The following is a 23,424-nucleotide window of genomic DNA, read 5'->3' on the forward strand; positions in this document are numbered from 1 at the left end:
TTACGAGACCGCAAAAGATAGAACGGATAGCGGACACGAGCGAAGCGAACTGACGAAGTACTTAGCTCCTAAAACCGATATAAATTCAGCATTGAATTATTTTTTAGCAACAAATCTTGGGTCGGTTTCCATTATAGTCCCGCATTTTTCGCAGGTTCTCAAGTGTTCTGAATTATAGAAATATTCAAAATGAGGTAGAAAATCGTTCTCAATATTAACAAGTTCAAAATATACTTCATGAAGCTTATGATTGCAATTATCACAAAACCAAAGCAAGCCATCTGTAAATCCTTGTCCGGCTCTTTTTCGTTCAATGACAAGTCCTATAGAACCTTCGGAACGAACTGGAGAATGCGGAATTTTAGCGGGATGAAGGTACATATCACCGGGATGTAATTCCATTTCTTTTCGCTCACCGTCTTCTTGAATAATTACTTTTATGGAGCCTTCAAGTTGGTAAAACAATTCTTCGGTTTCATTGTAATGATAGTCTTTTCGGGCGTTTGGACCCGCAACCACCATAACGATATAATCACCGGATTCTGTGTATAAATTCTTGTTCCCAACGGGCGGTTTGAGCAGATGACGGTTTTCGTCAATCCATTTATTGAGGTTGAAAGATTTTGCTATTGCCATGATTTTTATTTTAAATGTAAAGTTATGAAATAATAAATCGTTATTTTTTTTCCTTTATTAAATAAATATAGACGGGGAAATGGTCGCTAAATCCTATTTCGCTGGCGGAATGTCGTAACGGATATCCTTTGTATTGTCCGCTGGTTTGTATCAAGAATGACTTGTTGTAAATTCCTGCTTTCCAATACCGAAAACTCGTATAATCCGTTTGAAGTAAAGTTTCGGAAACCATTATTTGATCAAAAATATCCCAAGCATCTCGAAATGCAATGGTTCCAAATCCTTTTTTGGCCATTTCTTCAAATGGATTGTAAATTCCGAACGGAAGCACATCTGCCTTTTTTGCTTTGGCGCCAAGCCCAAATTTGACACTTTTATTATACGGTCCATCATTCAAATCGCCCAAAACAATCACTTTTGAATCAGGATTTATCCGTTGCAAAGAGTCGATTATTTTTCGGTTTAATGCTCCTGCGGCTTCACGAAACGGACTTGATTTCTTCTCTCCGCCAGAACGCGACGGCCAGTGATTGACAATGACATTGATTTCCTCGCCATCGAGAAATCCAGTTACCAGAAGCTGATCACGGGTGTAAACCCGATAATTTTTGGTGCTTATTTGCAACTCATCATCTGTTTTTTCTTCAGCATTGGCTTTGGAATTTTCATTCGTAACAGTTCCTTCTTTATAAATGTATAACGGAATATTATTGTAACTCGTGGGCTGAAATTTCTTTTTCTGATACAACAGCGCCACATCGATTCCCCTTTTGTCAGGCGAATCAAAATGGATAATTCCGTAATCTTTCTCGATTAGTTTGGGCTGTTTCACTAAATCTTCCAAAACGCCCCGGTTTTCTATTTCGCATCCGCCAATGAATGTAGGTGAATCAGTATTTTCATTAGAACCTATCTCCGATAAAACTCGGGCTAAATTCGCCAGTTTCTTTTCGTATTTATCGTAGGTCCAACGCTGCAAACCAGTTGGAGTCCACTCTTCATCAAAAGTATCCGGATCGTTTATGGTGTCAAAAAGGTTTTCGAAATTATAAAACGCAACGGTGTGAATGACATATTTTTTTTGTTGCGCATTTGATTTTGTTGTTGGAAAAAATAAAAATAAAAGAAGAATCCAGTGCACAATTCTCATAAGCATCATTTGTTTACCGCCGTTGATTTTACCCCATTTAGAATCTGGTTATTGTAAAAATAGTCATTTGAGGTGAATTTATATTTGTTTTCTAATTGTCTATCTTTGTTTTTGTCATTTTAAAGACTTCCTAGTTAATTTTTTTAGAACAGTAATTCCGCATGAACAAAAACCGATTCCCTTTTAAAAAACAGCATCCTGTTTTATATCAATTTCTATTGCTTATTTTTGTTTTACAATCTTTCCACAGTCAAGCCCAATACAACATGATTACACCACCTAGTTTAAAAAAAGGAGATACCGTAGCTATTTTGGCAACAGCCAGAAAAAATACAGATGACAACTTGAAACCCGCTATTAATTTATTGAAAAGTTGGGGCCTGGAAGTGGTTATAGGCAGCACAATAGGTTTAGATAAAGACCAATTAGCCGGCACTGATGAGCAGCGTGCCGCCGATTTTCAGCAACAACTGGACAATCCAAACATCAAAGCCATTTGGTGCGTTAAGGGTGGATATGGAACCGTACGAATGATCGATTTACTGGATTTTACTGCGTTCAAAAAAAATCCAAAATGGATTGTTGGTTTCAGTGATGTGACTGTTTTACACAATCATTTGAATACAATGGGTTACAAATCCATTCATGGAATCATGCCAATAACCGTTCCTAGAGCAACTCCAGAAGCCATAGAAACCATGAGAACTGCGTTGTTTGGCGAAAAACTCTCATACGAAATTGATCCTTTCCTGATGAATAGACCCGGAAAAGCTACCGGAGAATTAGTGGGTGGAAATTTATCGATTTTATACAGTTTGTTTGGTTCACCCTCCGCGATTGATTGTGCTGATAAAATCTTGTTTATAGAAGATTTAGATGAATATTTATACCACATTGACCGCATGATGATGAATTTAAAACGAAATGGATGTCTGGAAAGCATCAAAGGAATTGTTGTAGGTTCCATGACAAAAATGAAAGATAATGACATTCCATGGGGGAAAAATGCCATAGAAATTATCGAGGATGTTACCAAAAAATATAATATTCCTATCTTATATAATTTTCCTGCCGGCCATATTCAAGATAATAGAGCCTTAATTTTAGGAAATAATGTAACGATTAATGTCAATGAAAAATGCAGTACGCTGATTTTTGAATAAAAAAATCCTGACTCCTTCTCACTCTAAAAGTGGAAGAAACCAAAAAGAAGCAGACTGAGAATAATTGTTGTTACACTGAAAATCGTTTTGGATTTTTGATTGCATATTAACGTCCCGAAGCGTCGAGATTGATTGCATAAGTTTACAAACTGAATACTGCAACTGAACACTGAACACTTTTTTTATGGCGGAACACAACGAACTCGGCAAAATTGGAGAAGAACTGGCAGTCGAATTTCTACGGAAAGACGGCTACATTATTTTGCAAACCAATTGGACCTTCCAAAAAGCTGAAATAGATATTCTCGCCCAAAAAGGAAACACACTTGCTGTTGTTGAAGTCAAAACACGTTCCTCATTAGAATTTGGATCGCCACAAGATTTTGTAAAACCAAAAAAAATTCAGCTTCTTGTCAAAGCAGTAGACGCATTTGTAAATGAAAGAAATTTAGATATTGAAGTCCGTTTTGACATTATCGCTGTCCATAAAGAAGGGAAATCTTTTGTAATTGAGCACCTTATCGATGCTTTTTATTACTTTTAGTTGTTTTTTCTTGTTGTTATATTTGTAACAAAATGTTTTTTATTTATATTTGCACATTATTTTCACACTAACTACGCGTAAAATAACAACACACTAAAAAATTACATCATGAAAACTGTTTCTTCCATTGTAGAAAATTACATCAAAACAAAGCCTTTTTTGCTGAATGCGTTATCATTAGGCATCATCAATCTGACCTCATTATCCAGAAACATAATGACCGAACTGGAAAGTGAATTTGGCAAGGAAGTAAAACAAGGTGCGGTTGTTATGGCTTTAAAAAGACTAACAGAAGAACTGGATTTCAGGTTAAATCACAAGATAAATAAAGTCATCAAAAATATTGGGGAAATCACCGTTCGTTCGGCCCTGACTGATTACACCTTTGCTGCGTCCGACACTGTTTTGAATAAACAAGCCGATTTAATTACGGATATTAATTCACTTCCAGATATTTTTTACACTTCATCCAGAGGCGTAAATGAAACCAACATTGTGGTTAGTAACAGCATCAATAATCTGGTTGATAAGCATTTTGCCAATGAAAAATTGATTCAAAAACTAGATAATTTGGCTTCGATTACCGTAAAATTACCGAAAGAAAATATTGTCGTTCCTGGAATTTACTATTTTATTTTTCAACGTTTGGCTTGGGAGGGAATTATTATTAATGAAGTAATTTCGACTTCAAACGAGTTCACGATTTTAGTAAGCGAAGCGCAAGTAGACGTGGCTTTCAAAGTAATTAAGGACTTGAAGAATTAGATTGGTTTTCTAATATTTCGGTTTTTGTTTAGTTCCTCTAAAATTAATTATTTCAATGCTTGATTTTTTATAATCTACTCGATATACCAAGTAGTTATTTTTATCTACTGTTGCTTTGTGAAGATTTTTACAGGTTTCAGATTTTGGATATAAGTCAGGGAAAAGACTAATCTGATTGGTAACTTGGTTGATGTTTTCTTACAATTGCAAAATTTCTCTAAAAGTCCATTGTGCCGCCAAATATTCAATAACCACCGCCAAACCTTTATCGGCTTGTGGCGTCCATTTGATCTTTAACGCCATTTAGAAAATCTATTCATTACGGTTTCATGACTAATAAATTCGTCGTTTTCTGCTTGTTTTAAACCGATTTCAATTTCCTGTTTTTCTTCTGAATTTAAATCAGTGAACCAATCTTTTTTACTAGTTTTTAAAATAATTTCAAGTTTTTCCAATAAACTTTCGTCTATCATAGTCAACTCCTGAATAAAATTATATTTTCTAATGGCTAAATTCATAACTTAAAATTTTAGTTTAACAAAGTTATCTCTTTTGATTGTGTAAAAAAAACAAATCCTAAAATTTGACTAACTGTTTTATTTTCAGATATTAAAAAATAAATTAATCTTAAATCTATTTCGTTTTGATAAAAAAAATTGAATTAAATGTAAATCAGAATCCAATTTAAAAATGTCTTATTCCCCACCCAACATCTCCATCAATTCCAATGCTGTTCTAGTATTTTTCACATTGTCAAAAGTCAACAAAAGTCTTAATCCAGCTGGCGTTTGCTTCTCTTTCATTTTACAAATAGCACTGTGTTTTTGCACAAACTGTAACACATCCTGAAAACGTTTAGATTGATAATAATCGGATTGTTGATCTGAAATAAAATAACCAATCATTTTGCCTTGTTTCATTACTAATTTTTCGATTCCAATGCGGGTTGCAATCCATTTGATGCGTATACTATTCATTAACGCTTTGGCACGCGGCGGCATTGGACCAAAACGGTCTATTAATTTATTTTGGAAAATGATCAATTCCTCTTCATTTTTTACTGCGCCTAATTCATTATACAAACTCAATCGTTCCGATACATTGTTGATATATTCATCCGAAAACAACAACTCAAAATCAGTGTCGATTTGCAGGTCTTTTACATATTCTTTGGTTTCCAAATTGTTTTCCTCTGGATACAAATCCTTGAATTCATTTTCTTTCAATTCATCGATGGCTTCGTTCATGATTTTTTGGTACGTATCAAAACCGATTTCGTTAATGAAACCACTTTGCTCTCCTCCCAATAAATCTCCGGCACCACGAATCTCTAAATCCTTCATCGCAATATTAAATCCACTTCCCAATTCACTGAATTGTTCCAAAGCCTGAATTCGTTTTCTGGCATCATCCGTCATCGCAGAGTATGGCGGACAAATAAAATAACAAAACGCTTTCTTATTACTACGTCCTACCCGACCGCGCATTTGATGCAAATCTGACAATCCGAAATTATTCGCATTATTTATGAAAATCGTGTTGGCATTGGGAACGTCTAATCCACTTTCGATGATCGTGGTTGCGACCAAAACATCAAATTCGCCATTCATAAAAGCCAACATCAATTCCTCGAGTTTTCTCCCTTCCATCTGGCCGTGACCAATTCCAACTCTGGCATTTGGTACCAAACGCTGAATCATTCCGGCCACTTCCTTGATATTTTCTATTCTGTTATTGATGAAAAATACCTGTCCGTTGCGTTGAATTTCATACGAAATCGCATCTCGAATCAACTCTTCACTGAAACCGACCACATTCGTTTCTATAGGATAACGATTAGGTGGAGGAGTTGTAATTACCGACAAATCACGAGCTGCCATCAACGAAAACTGTAACGTTCGTGGTATTGGCGTTGCGGTCAAAGTCAGCGTGTCGACATTTGCAGCTATGGTTTTGAGCTTGTCTTTTACATTGACCCCAAATTTTTGTTCCTCATCCACAATCAACAATCCAAGGTCTTTGAAAATTACATTTTTGTTGACCAATTGGTGTGTTCCAATGACAATATCGAGTTTTCCTTCGGCCAATTGCTTTAAAGTTTCCGCTTTTTGTTTGGCCGTTCTAAAACGGTTTAAATAGCCAACGGAAACTGGCATATCTTTCAATCGTTCTGTAAAAGTTCTATAATGCTGGTACGCTAAAATTGTTGTAGGAACCAATATCGCGACTTGTTTGCTATTATCGACTGCTTTGAAAGCCGCACGAATGGCAACTTCGGTTTTTCCAAAACCTACATCACCACAAACCAAGCGATCCATCGGACGGTCGCTTTCCATATCGGCTTTAACTTCTGCCGTAGATTTGGTTTGGTCCGGTGTATCTTCATAGATAAACGAGCTTTCCAGTTCGTTTTGCAAATAACTGTCTGGTGCAAACTGAAATCCTTTTTCGAGCCTTCTTTTGGCATATAATTGAATCAAATTGAAGGCAATATGTTTGACTCTTGCTTTGGTTTTTTGTTTTAAAATCTTCCAAGCATTCGAACCCAATTTATAAATTTTGGGTGGCGTTCCGTCTTTTCCGTTGTATTTGGAAATTTTGTGCAGCGAATGAATACTCACATACACAATATCATTATCGGCATATACGAGCTTGATGGCTTCTTGAGTTTTGCTTTCAACCTGTATTTTTTGCAAACCTCCAAAACGCCCAATTCCGTGATCGATGTGCGTCACATAATCACCAACCGAAAGTGTCGTAAGTTCTTTTAAAGTAATATTCTGTTTTTTCGAATATCCATTTTTGATGCTGAATTTATGGTAGCGTTCAAAAATTTGGTGGTCGGTGTAACAGGTTATTTGGTTTTCTTCGTCAATAAATCCTTGGTACAAAGGCAAAACAATCGTGTTGTATTGCTTGCGAATATTCTCAGAGTTGGCTTCATCCAAAGTTTCGAAAATATCATGAAATCTTTTCGCCTGAGCTTCATTAGAACAAAACAAATAATTTTTGTAACCGTTAAAATGATTCTCATTCAGATTATTCAGCAACAAATCAAACTGCTTGTTGAATGACGGTTGCGGCTGAATGTGAAATTCAAATTTTTTGGTGGTTCTAAAAATAGCCTTCGAACTCAATTCCACAATCGAGAAATCCAACGCTCTTTTTATAAATTCCGCTTGATTTAAAAATAGTTGTTCCGGTGAAGATCGTTTTATTTCCTGCGACAATTTTGCAAAAGCTTCTTCGGCTTTGCCAAATTGTTTGTCTAATTGTGATAAAAAATCTTCGGTATTCTGAATGAAAATTACCGTCTTCTCCGAAATATAATCCAAGAAACTTTCTCTGTTTTCCTGAAAAACTTTGTTTTCCACATTTGGGATTATAGTAATCTTTTTTTGTGTTACGATTGACAATTGCGTCGCAACATCGAAGGTACGAATGCTCTCCACTTCGTCTCCAAAAAACTCAATTCGGTACGGATTATCATTCGAAAAAGAAAACACATCGACAATTCCCCCACGAACCGAAAATTCTCCGGGTTCCGTAATGAAATCAACTCTTTTGAATTCGTATTCGAACAAAACTTCGTTGATAAAATCAATTGAAATTTTGTCACCAACGGCAACTTTCAACGTGTTTTTATCCAATTCTTTTCGGGTCACTACTTTCTCGAAAAGTGCTTCGGGATAGGTGACAATAACGGCCGGTTTTTTGCGGGAATTGATTCGGTTAAGAACTTCGGCGCGAAGCAAAACATTTGCATTATCGGTTTCTTCAATTTGGTATGGACGACGATACGAACCGGGATAAAAGAGCACATCTTGTTCGCCAATCATTTGTTCCAAATCGTTCAAATAGTATGCGGCTTCTTCTTTGTTATTTAAAACAATTAAAAAAGGAAGCTCCGATTGTTTAAAAACAGAACGAATGACAAACGAAACTGCAGAACCCAAAAGTCCCGACAGCTGCATTTTTACTTGATTATTTTCCAATAAACGAGCAACTATTTGCTGTGTTTTTGGCGCATTATCATAGGTGTTATATAAGACTTTTTTACTCAACGCGTGGGATATTTGGATCTATAACTGGTGTGTTGGGAATGGCTCTTGCCGTGTCCATCATTCTCCTTAATTCAGATTCACCTTCCTCAATAGGGATTTTACTTTTTTCCACAATTTTGTCCATTTGTCTTTGAAGTGAAACCAATTCCAAGTTGATTTCTGAAACTAATAAGGTGACTTTTTTATCCGGAATGTTATCCAAATGAATGAATAAATCCAATAATCTAACTTTAGTAATCAAAGTCGAGATTCTGCTTTTTATTTGAGGTTTGTTGTATTCATAAGGAATATTATCGTTTAAAGCCATCGCTTTTTTAGAAAGCGCTTTCGATTTTTGTTGAAAAGCTCCAATAGTTTTTTTAGGCTTTTGCGCTAATTCAGCCAAAAATATACGCCATTCGTTCCACGATGCGATGCTTTTTTCAGCAGCCTCCGTTACTGGCGTGTCATACAAAACCCAACCTTTCTGTATGTTTTTAAATATAACTTCTTTTTTTTTAATTTCTTTCTTATTTTCTACCAAGCGTTTTTCATTGTCATTTTTACAGGACAATAAAAGAAAAATCAGCGAAAAGAAAACAGCAAAATTGTATTTCATTTTTAATTTCATTAAAGCACAAAGTTACAAAGTAAATTTACAATAATGAATTCCTGTATTGGAATAACAATCTAATATTGCAACACTGATTTTTATGTTTAAAAACATCAAAAATTAGGAAATTAAGTGTTTTTTTAAACACTATTTTAAGATTTTTATAATGATTTTCATCAAAGTCATATTATTTGCGAAAACGTTATCTTTGTTTTTTAAAACAGACAAAAATGAGTACAAAAATATTGATTATTGGCGCTTGTGGCCAAATAGGAACGGAGCTTACCCAAAAACTACGAAAAATATATGGAACAGAAAATGTAATTGCTTCGGATATCCGAAAGCTAAATATTGATGTCGTGAATTCCGGTCCATTTGAAGTCGTGAACGCCTTAGATTTCAATCAAATTGAACATTTAGTGGAATTGCACCAAATTGATGAGGTGTATTTGATGGCCGCATTATTATCTGCAACAGCAGAGAAAAACCCAGCTTTTGCTTGGGACTTAAATATGAATTCATTGTTTCATGTTTTGAATTTGGCGAAAGCCGGAAAAATAAAAAAAATATTCTGGCCTTCGAGTATTGCGGTTTTTGGACCAACAACTCCGAAAGAAAATACGCCACAATACACGATAATGGAACCTTCAACGGTATATGGAATCAGCAAACAAGCCGGAGAAAGATGGTGTGAATATTACCATAATATCTTTGGTGTAGATGTAAGAAGCATCCGCTATCCGGGTCTAATTAGCTGGTCATCGCCTCCTGGTGGCGGAACTACGGATTATGCAGTGGATATTTTTCACAAAGCACTTTCGGATAAAACTTATGAATGTTTTTTATCCTCAAAAACAAAAATGCCGATGATGTATATGGACGATGCGATTGCGGCGACCATCCAAATTATGCAAGCGCCGGTAGAACAAATAAAAATTCATTCTTCATATAATTTGGCTGCAATGAGCTTTACGCCAACGGAGATTGTCGCCGAAATCAAGAAACACATTCCTGAATTTACCATCACTTATGAGCCAGATTTCCGTCAAAAAATAGCCGACAGCTGGCCAGCAAGTATTGATGATGCTGAAGCAAGAAAGGACTGGGGTTGGAAACATGAATTTAATCTTGAAAGCATGACTAAAGATATGCTGGAGCATTTGAAATAATTTATTGAAAAAAAAGCCGCAAAATGGATGTTTTGCGGCTTTTTTACTTTTATAAATACTCCCAAATTATTCGAAAAAATGTCTCATTTTAAAGTTAAGTCATTTTTTAAAACCTTGATTTGCATTTGTGATTTATATGAAAATTCATAGCAAATGAATTTCATTACAGAGCATTGTCATCAGATCTTGAGTTCATTAAATACCCTTCTCCTCCTTTTGTAAGGTGAAAAAGTATAATTATTTGTGATTTTTTATTAATTACAAACGGTAATGTTACGTTTTTATTAAACTCAATATAAAATAAATGTTCTCCCTCGTAAAGCTTAATTCTATCTTCTTGTGCAGCTGTTGTATATTCACGTAACGACTTAACCACTATTCGTTGTGGATTTTCTTGGTATTCATCTCTAATATTTTTTAAATGAATTAAAGACAAATTCTTTTGTTTTTCAGAGTATTTAATTCTTTTTCTTAAAACATTTTCTAATGGTATTGAATCATCTACTAACTCAATTGCAAAATCCTCTACTTTATCTTTATCACTCTGACTGCAAAAATAAATGATTATCAATAGTGTTAAAATTAGTAATAAAATGATCCGTATTTTTTTCATATCCTATTAATTGCAAGTTCCATTATTACTAGCCGCATTCGCTCCTATAGTTTGTCTTCTAGAATTTGCTGGTAAAGACATATTTCTGATATCTTGGCCTAATTGGCCCGGGTTACTTCCCTCTCCTCCTGGCCAAATCCCAGAAGAATCTGATAATGGTAAACCTGCTAATTTACCTACTTCTAGTGCAAAATCAGTACAATTATAATTATCTAAATCGTATTGTGTTGGAGCATTATTTGCATAGGCAATAATATTAAGTAGCTTACTTGTATCTACTACGACAGCTATACTTACATCAAAATGGTGATTTTCGTCATTTCCGAACGCCATGACATCCGTTGAATATCCTGTTGCTGGATACACACTTGAAGAAGGCCAATAACCAAAAACGCTTCTGGTATTGCCTTGCTGAATGGCAATAAACGTATGACCAACATCTGTGCCGGACCAAGCTTTTGCGTTATTAGCAATAGGCTGATCTACATAAATCACAACTTCCGCAGGTTTACTTAAGTCAAAGCATTTTAAATAATCATTAATTTTCTTGATTACTTTTTCAGGATCAGGACCTATAAATACGATAGCCTTCTCCTCCTCATCACCTGTTGTACCGCCACTACCCAATGAGTTCCAACTAATCGTTATTGGTACTTCTTTCCCCATCTCATTTAGCGAAACAAAAGTACTAGGGTCTTTATAGCTATTGATTACTATTACTTCATGTAAGTCGCCACCATCAATAGTCCTACTCGTATTTTGGGTTCCTTTTTGTCCCGATTGATTTTTTTTATTTGGTACCAAATCAACTACATACTTATTGTTTTTTAAACGATATGCTCTAATAAAGTCGCCATTTAATCGCGTCATTAGTATAATACCATCGAAAGAATTTTGTGTAGATGAAACTTCAGCAAATTCATTATAAATCATAGACTCAATTTGTGCTCCTACCCGCAAAAAAAGAGCACGACGTCGCTGATTTTGAATCCGGGACTTTATAGGGATAATAGTTATTAACTCTGATGTATTGGTTAGTTTTTCTTGGGTAATTTTATCAAAGTCAAAATCATCTTGCAAATCAATACTTTTAGCTGTGGTCCTTTGCGCATCATGGAGATTTTTAACCAAAGAAACTGCCTCGTTTTTGGATACGGTTTCAATATTCGATTGTTGTTCCATTACAAGATCTTCCATACTACAAGACTGCATAAAACACAGGGAAAAACTCATAAAAAGTAAGAGGACTTTATGCTTTATTTCGTTTGTTTGTTTGTTTGTTTGTTTGTTTGTTTGTTTGTTTGTTTGTTTTCATAAAATAATTGGTTCGTTTATATTTCATAAAAATAAGTAATAATTTACAGTTTACTATACCCACTTTTAGTGATATTTAAAAAAAACCCTTTACAATCTGTGAACTAAAAAAGGGATTTCTATTACCGCGATATGATTTTTATTTGTGAATCCTATAAGCTTTTGAGAAACAAAAGTACAATTACATGATTTCTATGTTTTAAAAAAGGTGTAAAAAATAGCCGACAGCTGTCCAGCAAGTATTGATGATGCTGAAGCCAGAAAAGACTGGGGATGGAAACATGAATTTGATTTGGAAACGATGACTACAGATATGTTGAAAAATTTGAGTTCGGAAAAAGCATAATACTTTTATTTATAAAGAGTTCGGGTTTTAAAAAATTAAGGTGGAAATCTAGTTTTTTGAAACCCAATTTTTTTTAATTGTGTTTTGTGTTTTTTATTTAGCATCATTTAAAAAAATGTTTTCGTTAAATTTGATAAAAACCTCAGCGCCATGAAACTAAAATCAAGTGAACCTTTTTGGTTGGTAAAAAACGGAATCGTCAACTCCTATCCGTCAATAAGAGAAAATTTGGACACAGAAATTTTAATCGTAGGCGGTGGAATAACGGGCAGCCTTATCGCCCATCAATGTATGGAAGAAGGTTACAAAACCGTACTGATCGACCGAAGAGAAATTGGTCATGGAAGTACATCGGCTACGACATCCATGTTACAATATGAGATTGACGTTCCTTTGCAACAACTTATTGATTTGGTTGGGGAAAAAGCTGCCGTTGACAGTTATCGGGCGTGTTATAAATCGATTGATGATTTGAAGAAAATCGTGCAACAGGTAAAATCTGATTGTGGATTCAAGAAAAAAGAATCGCTCTATTTTGCCACTTTAAAGAAAGACGTTGGCTGGTTAAAAAAAGAATTCGAGGCGCAAAAAAAAATTGGAATGCCCGTAAAATGGCTCGAAGCCGATGAAATTTATAAAAAGTTTCACAACAAACATTCGTATGGTGGAATCTTGTCGGAACAAGGCGGCAGTATAGATGCATTCAAATTAGCCCACGATATTCTGGCGTACAATCATGAAAAAGGATTGAAAATCTTTGATAAAACGGATATCAAAATAGTCACTTACAAACAAAATGGCGTGAGCGTTCTAACAGAACATGGCACTACTATTACCGGTAAAAAAATAATTTACTGCAACGGTTTTGAAAGTACCGAAATCATTAAAAACAAGTTTGTAAAATTACTTTTTACTTACGCAATAGTGGGAGAACGGTTTGAAGACGAACAATCACATCTTAACGGCACTCTATTTTGGAATACGGCAGAACCTTACATGTATATGCGAACCACAGATGACAACCGATTACTTATTGGCGGAGAGGATGAAGATTTTGTAAATGCTGAAAAAAGAGATTCCTTACTCAACGACAAGTCAGTTAAGTTGACTAAATATCTGAAGAAAATTTTACTCGATTACGATTTTAGAATGAATTTTGTTTGGGCGAGTACTTTTGGCGAGACTAAATACGGCTTACCTTATATTTGCAAGCATCCTAATTTCAAAAGTGCTTATTTTGTTTTGGGCTTTGGCGGAAATGGCATCACATTTTCTGTAATTGGAATGGAGCTCGTTTCTAAAATGTTGAAAAACAAGAAACATCCATTAGCAGAATATTTTAAATTCAGAAGGTCATTTTCAATAGTAACACTTGACTAGATTGCATAAAAAAAGCCCTTTTCAGGGCTTTTAAATATTACTTTAATTCGTAGGTATTGTTTTCTTTCTTGATGTCAGCCATTAAGCTGCTTGGGTCGATGGTAATTTTCTTGATGGTGCTTTTAGGTTTCGCAATCATGAATTCCATTGTAGGATACGCCCAAGCCCAATCACCCAAAACCGTTCTTTTTATAGCAGGATTTGGATTTTCTTTTTCAAAACTCATCATACGCAACGGAATGTAAAAACTCTCCATTGTTCCATCTGTATATTCCACTAACAAATCAATTGGCATTGGCATTCTGCCTATTCTTTCTAATGTAACAATCGTTTTTTCACCAATGTCTCTCGGTTCTCTGATACCGTAATCAATAGTATTGGTGGTTTGTGTCCAATCCGTCAAGTACCAATCCAGATTTGCTCCTGTAATTCTTTCGGCAGATCTTTTGATATCGTTTGGCGTAGGATGTTTGAATTTAAAATCGCTGTAATACTTTTTTAAGGTTTTCATCAGATTCTCTTTCCCTATCAAATACATTAATTGTGTCAAGAAAAGTTCTCCTTTGCTATACGAAGTGATGCTATACACTCTGTTTTCGTCAAAACGATCTGCATGTGTAGTTTGTGGCAATTCTTTCCCAGAATTTACCATTGAAAAATATCCAGCATACGCTCCTGTGAATGGGTTTTCTACTTTTTTATCTGCAATTTCATTCATTCCTAAATCTTCCAGAAATGAAGTAAAACCTTCGTCCATCCATCCGTGTTTTGATTCATTGGAAGCCAATACATGCTGGAACCAAGAGTGTGCCATTTCGTGAGCGGTTACTCCTAATAATCCTTCAAAACTTCCTTGTCCTAAAATTAGCGTACACATCGCATATTCCATTCCGCCATCGCCACCTTGAATGACAGAATATTGTTTGTACGGATAATCTCCAATTGTTTTGTTGTAAAACGCCATTAACTGCACTGTTTTTGGCTGTAAATTTTTCCAGTTTTGGATATATTTTGGATTGTTTTTATACAAGAAATGCAAGTCGACATTGTTCGGACCTTTCACTACGTCGTGAATATACTCTTTGTCAGCTGCCCAAGTAAAATCATGAACCATTGGTGCATTAAAGTGCCATGTCAACGTTTTAATTCCCTTTGGAAGGGTCACAACAACGCCCGGATCTTGATATCCATGTCCAATTGTATTTTTGTTTTGCAAATAACCCGTACCACCTAAAACGTATGCGGCATCGATAGTAATATTCACGTCAAAATTTCCCCACACACCATGAAATTCTCTGGCGATATATGGATCTGCATGCCAACCTTCAAAATCGAATTCGGCAATTTTTGGGTACCATTGTGCCATTGACAATTCTACTCCTTCAGCATTATTTCTTCCGGAACGACGAATTTGAATTGGAACCTGTCCATCAAAATCTAATTTAAAAGTGGTTTTAGAATTGGGAAGTATTGGCTTAACCAAAGTAACTTCGAGAATTGTTCCAACAGCTTTAAAAGCAGCATTAACTCCGTCTTGTGTGAAATTAGTGATATTCAAATACCCCGTTTCATTAGGTTTCAAGGTTTTGATTCGACTTTGTTTCACCTCATTAATCCCCGCATTTATTTTGTTAACCATTCTGGCATCAGGGTCCTTAATACTTTGAATTCTGGCATCCATTTCGCTTCCTGGCTGGAAAGCATTATTATAAAGGTGATAATATACTTTTCTCAAAGTATCAGGAGAATTATTGGTATAAACCAATTCCTGCTTTCCTTTGTACTCATAAGTCTTAACATCCATGGTAACATCCATTTTGTAGTCAACATGCTGCTGCCAATAAGAAGAGCTTTGAGCAAACAGATTTGCAAAACTTAAAGTAAAAAAAGATAATAAAAGTAGTTTTTTCATATAGGATAAAAATAAAAATGGAAGAACAAAATGCTCTTCCATTGATGAATATTTGAATTGTTATTTTTTAGATATTTTTTCAGCCATCAGTAAAGCGTTGTATGCATTTACTATTTTTCCTGATTTAGACAGTGCAGTAAAAGAACGTACGTCAGTAGCTTTTCCACCTACGATGACATCAGTTGAAATAGCAACCCCTGAATCCATCAAGATATGTTTTACCTGTTGAGCAGATAATTTTGGATAGTACGAACGAATTAATGCGGCAACTCCGGCAACGTTTGGCGAGGCCATTGAAGTTCCTTGCAAATATTTATACGTATTATTTGGAGTTGTAGCATAGATTTTCACTCCGGGAGCAAAAACGTCTACATTTATTTTTCCGATATTAGAAAAACGAGCCACAACTTTATTTCCATACTCAAAATTCAAAGCACCAATTGTGATTAAATTATCTGCAAACTCTGTTACTTTATCTTCTGAATCATTAGGGAAATTTTCAGCAAAGTCAATATCTTTTGCATCGTTACCGGCTGCGTGAACAATCAATACATCTTTTTTCTCAGCATATTTTATCGCATCATAAACCCATTTTTTGTGTGGCGAAAAACTTTTTCCAAAACTTCCGTTAATGACTTTCGCACCATTATCAACTGCATAACGAATTCCTAATGCAATATCTTTATCATACTCATCACCGTCGGGCACTGCACGAACAGTTAGGATTTGAACATTATTAGCAACACCATCGCCACCTAAAACATTGTTTCTGGTTTGTGCAACAATTCCGGCAACGTGAGTTCCATGAAGAATTTCATTTTTGTCTGGTCCCATCACATTATTGTTTCCATACTTGGTATCGGTAATATCGTTTGGATTATCTCCTACAATTTTACGGTAATCGGTTTTAAGATGATCGCCGTTAATAAGTGCAACCTGATCGTCTAATTGTTTTTGAACAGCAATTTTCAACTCTGATATTGGCAATCCATAAGAAAGCATTTGTTGCATGGCCGCTTTACTTTTTTGTGTTGCCGGTTCTTGTGAAACAATTGCATTTACCTCTTCAATTGTATAAACTGGTTTGCCAAAATGTTTGACTAAAACAGCATCACCAGCAGCAATAGTCTCCAACATTTGCTGTGAACGTGTTTTTCCAGCAGCAGCATCAGCCACTTTTTTATCATTTAATGCTTTTGCCGCTTGAAAAGTAGCATCATCAACTAAAGTTTTGTCTTTGATAATTCTTTCGTATTCCAAATTCTCTTTGGTACTATTTCCAAGAAAATTCCATCCATGGATATCATCAATGTATCCGTTTTTGTCATCGTCAATTCCGTTTCCGGCAATTTCTTTTGTATTGGTCCAAAGTACAGATTTCAAATCTTCATGTTCAATATCCACACCAGAATCTACAATTCCAACAATTACTGGCACGCCTTTTTTACCTTTTAATAATTCGGCGTAAGCCCTATCAACACTCATTCCAGGAATGGTGTCAGTTACAATATCTAAATGACTCCAACGTTTTAGGTCGTTTTCAGTTATGGCTGCCTTTTTTGTAATGTTTAAAGGACCGCTTATGGCAACTAAATCAGAATTACTAGTATTTGAAACTTGTTTTGAAGCGCCACATCCTACTAGTGCTAAAAAAGCAAAAGCAGAAATGTAAATGGGTTTAATGGTATTCATTTCGAATTTTTTATTTAGTTTTTGAAATATTTGTCTAAAATAATTTTTTTTTGTTACAAATGAAACTGTCCTTAACACTATGTTAAGACTTCATCGCATTTATAAACTTCTTTCAACCGTACGCCTTTTTCTGTTTTCTCTACAGTTATGATTTCATTGTCCGCATCGTGTTCCAAAAACAAATAATAATTATTATCCGCGGCGGCATTTAGAAACTTCGCTTTTTCGGGCATAGTCAATAAAGGTCTGGTGTCATAACCCATCACGTAAGGAATGGGAACGTGTCCGGCTGTTGCCAATAAATCAGCGCAAAAAACAATCGTTTTATCCTGATATTTAATGTGCGGAATCATTTGCTTTTCAGTATGTCCATCAGCAAAGAAGATGCCAAAACCCAATTCCGATTTTTCTAAAAAATCTCCTTCCGGTTTCTGGATAAAATGCAACTGGCCGCTTTCCTGTATCGGCAAAATATTTTCAGACAAGAAAGATGCTTTTTCCCGAGGATTTGGTTTTGTAGCCCATTCCCAATGATTTTCGTTAGACCAGAATTTAGCATTTTTAAAAGCAAGTTCGTATCCTGTTTTGTCAGCGTTCCATTGCACGCTACCACCGCAATGGTCAAAATGCAAATGCGTCATAAAAACATCAGTTACATCATCCCGATGAAAACCATATTTGGCCAACGATTTGTCCATCGAATGGGTTCCCCAAAGCGAATAATAACCAAAAAATTTCTCGGACTGCTTGTTTCCCATTCCTGTATCAATCAGAATCAATTGGTTGCCATCTTCAATTAATAAACAGCGTGCCGCAATATCAATTAAATTGTTTTCATCAGCCGGATTGGTTTTGTTCCAAATCGTTTTTGGTACCACGCCGAACATTGCGCCGCCATCCAATTTAAAATTGCCTGTTTCTATAGGATATAGTTTCATTTTTTTGTAGGTTTTGATCGGTTTCAAAGTTAGGAAATTCAAATGCTTTTTGATGTTTCAAATAGCTTTTTTCTATTTTAACATTGGTTATAAAAATGTTATCAGCTATGGAAAAAGCATTTTATACACTATCTTTGTCATTAATTTAGACAAAATCAATATAAGCTATGATAAAAGTTTCTGACACAGCAAGAAAAAAAATCATCGATTTAATGAAAGATGATGGTTTTGACGCTACAAACGACTATGTAAGAGTGGGCGTAAAAAGCGGAGGATGTTCTGGATTGTCTTATGATTTAAAATTTGATAAAACAAAAAGCGACGACGATAAAATTTTTGTTGACAATGATATCACTATCGCTGTAGAAAAAAAATCTTTTTTGTACTTAGCCGGAACAATTTTAGAATTCTCAGGAGGAATAAATGGTAAAGGGTTTATTTTCAATAACCCAAACGCCAATAGAACCTGTGGTTGCGGAGAATCATTTTCTTTATAACCAAATAACAACAGATTTAAACCATTAAGAAATTAAGTTAATTAAGCCTTAACAAAGCTTAATTTCTTAATGGTTTTAAAAAATAAAATTATGTCAAAATATACGGAAGACGACTTAAAAATCGAACTCGAAACTAAAGAATATGAATACGGATTTTACACCGAATTGGAATCAGAAACGTTTCCTATAGGTTTAAATGAAGATATCGTTCGCGCTATTTCGCACAAAAAAGGAGAACCTCAATGGATGACCGATTGGCGTCTTGAAGCTTATCGTGCCTGGGAGCAAATGACTGAGCCGGAATGGGCAAATGTGCATTATACTAAACCTGATTTTCAGGCCATTTCCTATTATTCAGCTCCAAAAGCCGTTGATCCAAATAAAACATTGGACGATGTAGATCCTGAACTTTTAGAAATGTACAAAAAGTTAGGCATCTCCGTCGATGAACAAAAAATGATGAACAATGTAGCAATGGATATTGTTGTGGATTCTGTTTCAGTAGCAACAACATTCAAGAAAACATTAGGTGAAAAAGGAATAATCTTTATGAGTATTTCTGAAGCCATCAAAGAGCATCCAGAATTAGTTCGTAAATATTTAGGGACAGTTGTACCGCAAAAAGACAACTTTTACGCAGCTTTGAATTCGGCAGTTTTCTCTGACGGATCTTTCTGTTATATTCCAAAAGGCGTTCGTTGTCCAATGGAACTTTCTACTTATTTTAGAATCAATCAAGCAGGTACAGGGCAATTCGAAAGAACTTTATTAGTTGCCGATGAAGGTAGTTATGTTTCTTACTTAGAAGGCTGCACCGCTCCAAGTCGTGATGAAAATCAATTGCACGCCGCAGTAGTAGAATTAATCGCTTTGGACGATGCTGAAATAAAATATTCAACTGTACAAAACTGGTATCCGGGAAATAAAGAAGGAAAAGGCGGAGTTTTCAATTTTGTAACCAAAAGAGGAATTTGCGAGAAAAACGCAAAAATTTCATGGACACAAGTAGAGACCGGTTCAGCGATAACTTGGAAATATCCTTCCGTTATTTTAAAAGGAGATAATTCAACGGGAGAATTTTATTCGATTGCTGTAACCAACAATTTCCAACAAGCGGATACTGGAACAAAAATGATCCATTTAGGTAAAAATACTAAATCGACCATTATTTCTAAAGGAATTTCTGCAGGAAAATCACAAAATAGTTACCGTGGTTTGGTCCGGATTTCACCAAACGCAGACAACGCTAGAAACTTTTCGCAATGCGATTCCTTATTAATGGGAAATAATTGCGGCGCGCATACGTTTCCATACATCGAAAGCAAAAATCCATCAGCAAAAATAGAACATGAGGCTACGACAAGTAAAATTGGCGAAGACCAAGTTTTCTATTGCAACCAACGTGGAATTCCAACCGAAAAAGCAATTGCTTTGATTGTAAACGGTTTTAGTAAAGACGTCTTGAATAAATTACCGATGGAATTTGCTGTAGAAGCACAAAAATTATTAGAAATTTCGTTAGAAGGTTCGGTAGGTTAATCTTTTAAATTTAAATTGCTATGGACATTATTTTAAAAAATGTAAAGAAAAAAGATTTTCCAGTCTTAAAATCGTTGGCAAAATCACTTGGATTTGAAATTATAAAAGAAGAAAATCCATATAACCCTGAGTTTGTAAAAGAAATTTTGGAAGCAGAACAAAGTATTAAAGACGGTAAAGGGATTAAAATTAAATTAGAAGATTTGTGGAAGTAATTTATTCTGAAAAAGCTCAAAAAGACAGAGAATATTGGAGAAAATCTGGAAACAAAGCAATTATGAATAAAATTTCTGCTTTAATCCAAGACATTCAATTACATCCTTTTGAAGGAATTGGAAAGCCGGAACAATTGAAATACCAGCTTTCTGGAAAATGGTCAAGAAGAATAAATCAAGAACATCGCATTATATATAAAGTTACCGAAGAAAATACAATTGAAATATTAGACATTTTATCACTAAAAGGTCATTACGAATAAACAAAGAAACAAATGTTATCAATAAAAAATTTACACGCCTCAATTGGGGATAAAGAAATATTAAAGGGGATTAACCTTGAAGTAAAAGCAGGAGAAATTCACGCGATAATGGGACCAAACGGTGCCGGAAAAAGTACGTTAGCTTCCATCATTGCAGGAAACGAAAACTACGAAGTAACTGAAGGTAAAATCTCTTTAGACGGAGAAGACCTTTCGGAATTGGCACCAGAAGAAAGAGCGCACAAGGGAGTTTTTCTTTCGTTTCAATATCCAGTAGAGATTCCAGGTGTTTCAGTAACGAACTTCATCAGAACTGCCATTAATGAAACCCGTAAAGCAAACGGTCAGGAAGAAATGCCGGCAAACGAAATGCTTAAAGTGATTCGTGAGAAATCAGAATTATTAGAAATCGACCGTAAATTTTTGTCTCGTTCTCTAAACGAAGGTTTTTCTGGCGGAGAAAAAAAACGTAACGAGATTTTTCAAATGGCAATGCTAGAACCAAAATTGGCTATTCTTGATGAAACCGATTCGGGACTTGATATTGATGCCTTACGAATTGTGGCTAATGGAGTTAACAAACTAAAAAGCGACAAAAATGCAATTGTAGTTATTACGCATTACCAACGTTTATTAGACTATATCGTTCCTGATTTTGTTCACGTGTTATACAACGGAAAAATTGTAAAATCCGGTGGAAAAGAATTAGCACATGAATTGGAAGAAAAAGGATACGACTGGATTAAACAAGAACAAGAAGCTTAAAATTAAAATAGTCTAAAGTCGAAGGTCGTAAAGTCAAAAGAAAAAAGTAATGGGGAAATTTAATTCTTTCGAAGAAATTAATTCTTGGCAAAAGCAAGAGTTTTTAATACGAGAATTTACCAAATTACTGAAAATACAAATTTCAAGAAAGACTTTGATTTCATTAGACAAATTAGGTGAGCATCAATTTCTATTTCATCAAATATAGCTGAAGGCTTTGAGAGAAATACAGACAAAGAGTTTATTTACTTTTTATATGTTGCAAAAGCTTCCGCTGGAGAAGTTCGTTCTCAATTATATTTAGCATTTGATTTAGATTATATTACTAAAGAAGAATTTGAAAAACTTTTAGAATCAGTAACAGAAATATCAAAATTGTTAAGTGGTTTTATTAAATACTTAGAATCTAGTCGTAAAGTTTAAAAGTCGAAAGTCGAAAGTCTAGAATAGTTGAATCAGCTATTTTATTCTTATACCGACTTTAAGACATTTTACTTTCGACTTTAAGACTTAAATAAAAATGGAATTGAAAGAAAAATTACTATCGTCTTTTATGGCTTTTGAAGAGCGTATTGATGTTCACTCCGAACTTCATGACGTAAGGATTGTAGCCATAAAAAACTTTGAAAATAAAGGTTTCCCAACAAAAAAAGACGAAGCTTGGAAATACACTTCGCTAAACGCGATCCTAAAAAATGACTTTACCGTTTTTCCGAAGGAAGATAATGCAGTTGAATTCAACCATGTAAAAAAATACTTTTTACACGAAGTAGACACTTATAAAGTAGTGTTTATTGATGGTGTTTTCAGTTCGCATTTATCGTCAACAACACATGACGGAGTTGATGTTTGTTTGATGTCATCGGCATTGAACAAACCAAAATACAAAATGATTATTGACACTTACTTTAATCAAATTGCCAGCAAAGACGAAAGTTTAACTTCATTGAATACAGCTTTCGCCAATGAAGGAGCTTATATCCACATTCCAAAAATGAAAGTGACTGACAAACCTATCGAGATTATGTATTTCTCAACAGGGAATGAAGCCGCGCTTTTGGTTCAGCCGAGAAACTTGGTGATTGTTGGAGAGAATTCTCATGTCCAAATTATTGAGCGGCATCAAAGTTTAACCGAAAACCCGGTATTAACGAATTCCGTTACCGAAATTTTTGCTCAAAAACGCGCTATCGTTGATTATTACAAAATCCAAAACGACACTCTTGAAGCAAATTTAATTGACAATACGTTTGTTTCGCAACAAAAAGAAAGTCACGTTTCGGTACACACCTTCTCTTTTGGAGGAAACTTGACAAGAAATAATTTGAATTTCTATCACTTTGGGGAACGATTGACCAGTACGTTAAACGGAATTACTATTATCGGCGAAAAGCAACACGTAGATCATTATACTTTAGTAAAACATTCCACTCCAAATTGCGAAAGTTTCCAAGATTACAAAGGAATCTATTCTGATCGTTCTACAGGCGTATTCAACGGAAAAGTATACGTGGAGAAAGACGCTCAAAAAACAAATGCATTCCAAAAAAGCAACAACATTCTTTTGAGTGACAAAGCAACAATAAATGCTAAACCACAATTAGAGATTTTTGCAGATGACGTAAAATGCTCTCACGGTTGTACCGTTGGACAATTAGACGAAACGGCAATGTTCTACATGCAACAGCGCGGAATTCCTAAAAAAGAAGCCAAAGCGTTATTAATGTACGCGTTCTCGAATGCCGTTATTGAAAACATCAAAATACCGGAATTAAAACAACGCATCACCAAAATTATCGCCACAAAATTAGGCGTGAAATTGGGATTTGATTTATAATAAATACTAAGTACAAGTTTTCAAGCAACC

The 23,424-nt window shown here is 35.0% G+C and carries 22 protein-coding genes; 12 read left to right on the top strand and 10 right to left on the bottom strand.

Annotation, left to right across the window (positions count from 1 at the left end; translation table 11 throughout):
- Positions 1–96: 96 nt before the first annotated feature.
- Positions 97–636 carry a 3-hydroxyanthranilate 3,4-dioxygenase gene (locus ACP7AT_RS00275; protein WP_426062373.1) on the bottom strand — a complete coding sequence of 180 codons (540 nt, stop codon included), beginning with the start codon at positions 634–636 and terminating at the stop codon, positions 97–99.
- A gap of 40 nt (positions 637–676) precedes the next feature.
- Positions 677–1,786, bottom strand: coding sequence for an endonuclease/exonuclease/phosphatase family protein (locus ACP7AT_RS00280; protein ID WP_426062374.1), 1,110 nt, complete (start codon positions 1,784–1,786; stop codon positions 677–679).
- A 266-nt stretch (positions 1,787–2,052) separates the two neighbouring features.
- Between ACP7AT_RS00280 and ACP7AT_RS00285 the strand changes: the two genes are divergently transcribed.
- The 3 genes from ACP7AT_RS00285 (at position 2,053) to ACP7AT_RS00295 (ending at position 4,258) form a co-directional block, all read left to right on the top strand.
- Positions 2,053–2,949, top strand: a complete 897-nt coding sequence (locus ACP7AT_RS00285; protein WP_426062739.1) for a S66 peptidase family protein — start codon at positions 2,053–2,055, stop codon at positions 2,947–2,949.
- Positions 2,950–3,133: 184 nt separating this feature from the next.
- A complete protein-coding gene (locus ACP7AT_RS00290; RefSeq protein WP_426062375.1) occupies positions 3,134–3,493 on the top strand; it encodes a YraN family protein in 360 nt (119 codons plus the stop codon).
- A gap of 108 nt (positions 3,494–3,601) precedes the next feature.
- Positions 3,602–4,258 (top strand): aspartate kinase, encoded by a 657-nt coding sequence (locus ACP7AT_RS00295; protein WP_426062376.1) that lies wholly within the window; start codon positions 3,602–3,604, stop codon positions 4,256–4,258.
- Positions 4,259–4,551: 293 nt separating this feature from the next.
- On the opposite strand, the gene ACP7AT_RS00300 is transcribed toward ACP7AT_RS00295, so the two are convergent.
- The 3 genes from ACP7AT_RS00300 to ACP7AT_RS00310 form a co-directional block, all read right to left on the bottom strand.
- On the bottom strand, positions 4,552–4,776 hold the full coding sequence (locus ACP7AT_RS00300; RefSeq protein WP_426062377.1) for a hypothetical protein: 225 nt from the start codon (positions 4,774–4,776) through the stop codon (positions 4,552–4,554).
- 177 nt (positions 4,777–4,953) lie between these two features.
- Entirely contained in the window at positions 4,954–8,322 is a 3,369-nt protein-coding gene (mfd, locus tag ACP7AT_RS00305) for a transcription-repair coupling factor (RefSeq protein WP_426062378.1), read from the bottom strand.
- On the bottom strand, positions 8,315–8,920 hold the full coding sequence (locus tag ACP7AT_RS00310; protein WP_426062379.1) for a hypothetical protein: 606 nt from the start codon (positions 8,918–8,920) through the stop codon (positions 8,315–8,317). Before ACP7AT_RS00310 ends, mfd begins: the two co-directional genes overlap by 8 nt.
- Before the next feature lie 224 nt (positions 8,921–9,144).
- Between ACP7AT_RS00310 and ACP7AT_RS00315 the strand changes: the two genes are divergently transcribed.
- On the top strand, positions 9,145–10,083 hold the full coding sequence (locus ACP7AT_RS00315) for an L-threonine 3-dehydrogenase (protein WP_426062380.1): 939 nt from the start codon (positions 9,145–9,147) through the stop codon (positions 10,081–10,083).
- 163 nt (positions 10,084–10,246) lie between these two features.
- On the opposite strand, the gene ACP7AT_RS00320 is transcribed toward ACP7AT_RS00315, so the two are convergent.
- Both ACP7AT_RS00320 and ACP7AT_RS00325 read right to left on the bottom strand, forming a co-directional pair.
- A complete protein-coding gene (locus ACP7AT_RS00320; RefSeq protein ID WP_426062381.1) occupies positions 10,247–10,696 on the bottom strand; it encodes a hypothetical protein in 450 nt (149 codons plus the stop codon).
- Positions 10,697–10,702: 6 nt separating this feature from the next.
- Positions 10,703–11,893 (bottom strand): hypothetical protein, encoded by a 1,191-nt coding sequence (locus ACP7AT_RS00325; protein WP_426062382.1) that lies wholly within the window; start codon positions 11,891–11,893, stop codon positions 10,703–10,705.
- Positions 11,894–12,506: 613 nt separating this feature from the next.
- On the opposite strand from ACP7AT_RS00325, the gene ACP7AT_RS00330 reads away from it, so the two are divergent.
- Positions 12,507–13,736 carry an NAD(P)/FAD-dependent oxidoreductase gene (locus ACP7AT_RS00330; protein WP_426062383.1) on the top strand — a complete coding sequence of 410 codons (1,230 nt, stop codon included), beginning with the start codon at positions 12,507–12,509 and terminating at the stop codon, positions 13,734–13,736.
- A gap of 37 nt (positions 13,737–13,773) precedes the next feature.
- On the opposite strand, the gene ACP7AT_RS00335 is transcribed toward ACP7AT_RS00330, so the two are convergent.
- The 3 genes from ACP7AT_RS00335 to ACP7AT_RS00345 all read right to left on the bottom strand — a co-directional run bounded on the left by ACP7AT_RS00335 (position 13,774) and on the right by ACP7AT_RS00345 (position 18,278).
- Positions 13,774–15,648, bottom strand: coding sequence for a M1 family metallopeptidase (locus ACP7AT_RS00335; protein WP_426062384.1), 1,875 nt, complete (start codon positions 15,646–15,648; stop codon positions 13,774–13,776).
- Between the two features lie 60 nt (positions 15,649–15,708).
- A complete protein-coding gene (locus ACP7AT_RS00340; RefSeq protein WP_426062385.1) occupies positions 15,709–17,340 on the bottom strand; it encodes a S8 family peptidase in 1,632 nt (543 codons plus the stop codon).
- 77 nt (positions 17,341–17,417) lie between these two features.
- On the bottom strand, positions 17,418–18,278 hold the full coding sequence (locus ACP7AT_RS00345) for an MBL fold metallo-hydrolase (protein ID WP_426062386.1): 861 nt from the start codon (positions 18,276–18,278) through the stop codon (positions 17,418–17,420).
- Between the two features lie 167 nt (positions 18,279–18,445).
- On the opposite strand from ACP7AT_RS00345, the gene ACP7AT_RS00350 reads away from it, so the two are divergent.
- From ACP7AT_RS00350 to sufD, 7 genes are all read left to right on the top strand, one after another.
- Positions 18,446–18,775, top strand: coding sequence for a HesB/IscA family protein (locus ACP7AT_RS00350; protein ID WP_426062387.1), 330 nt, complete (start codon positions 18,446–18,448; stop codon positions 18,773–18,775).
- Between the two features lie 90 nt (positions 18,776–18,865).
- Positions 18,866–20,314 carry a Fe-S cluster assembly protein SufB gene (sufB, locus tag ACP7AT_RS00355; protein WP_426062388.1) on the top strand — a complete coding sequence of 483 codons (1,449 nt, stop codon included), beginning with the start codon at positions 18,866–18,868 and terminating at the stop codon, positions 20,312–20,314.
- Between the two features lie 20 nt (positions 20,315–20,334).
- Positions 20,335–20,529: a DUF2683 family protein gene (locus tag ACP7AT_RS00360; RefSeq protein WP_426062389.1), complete on the top strand. Its 195-nt coding sequence runs from the start codon at positions 20,335–20,337 to the stop codon at positions 20,527–20,529.
- The gene (locus ACP7AT_RS00365; protein ID WP_426062390.1) at positions 20,520–20,792 is read left to right on the top strand and encodes a Txe/YoeB family addiction module toxin; all 273 of its coding nucleotides are present in this window, start codon (positions 20,520–20,522) and stop codon (positions 20,790–20,792) included. The genes ACP7AT_RS00360 and ACP7AT_RS00365 overlap by 10 nt, the downstream gene beginning before the upstream one ends.
- A 12-nt stretch (positions 20,793–20,804) precedes the next feature.
- A complete protein-coding gene (gene sufC / locus ACP7AT_RS00370) occupies positions 20,805–21,557 on the top strand; it encodes a Fe-S cluster assembly ATPase SufC (protein ID WP_426062391.1) in 753 nt (250 codons plus the stop codon).
- 204 nt (positions 21,558–21,761) lie between these two features.
- Positions 21,762–21,980 carry a four helix bundle protein gene (locus ACP7AT_RS00375; protein ID WP_426062740.1) on the top strand — a complete coding sequence of 73 codons (219 nt, stop codon included), beginning with the start codon at positions 21,762–21,764 and terminating at the stop codon, positions 21,978–21,980.
- Positions 21,981–22,077: 97 nt separating this feature from the next.
- Positions 22,078–23,394 carry a Fe-S cluster assembly protein SufD gene (gene sufD / locus ACP7AT_RS00380; RefSeq protein ID WP_426062392.1) on the top strand — a complete coding sequence of 439 codons (1,317 nt, stop codon included), beginning with the start codon at positions 22,078–22,080 and terminating at the stop codon, positions 23,392–23,394.
- Positions 23,395–23,424 lie beyond the last annotated feature (30 nt).

Origin of the sequence: Flavobacterium sp. DSP2-3-1, from assembly GCF_049896865.1 — a bacterium.
In the GTDB taxonomy this organism is placed as follows: domain Bacteria; phylum Bacteroidota; class Bacteroidia; order Flavobacteriales; family Flavobacteriaceae; genus Flavobacterium.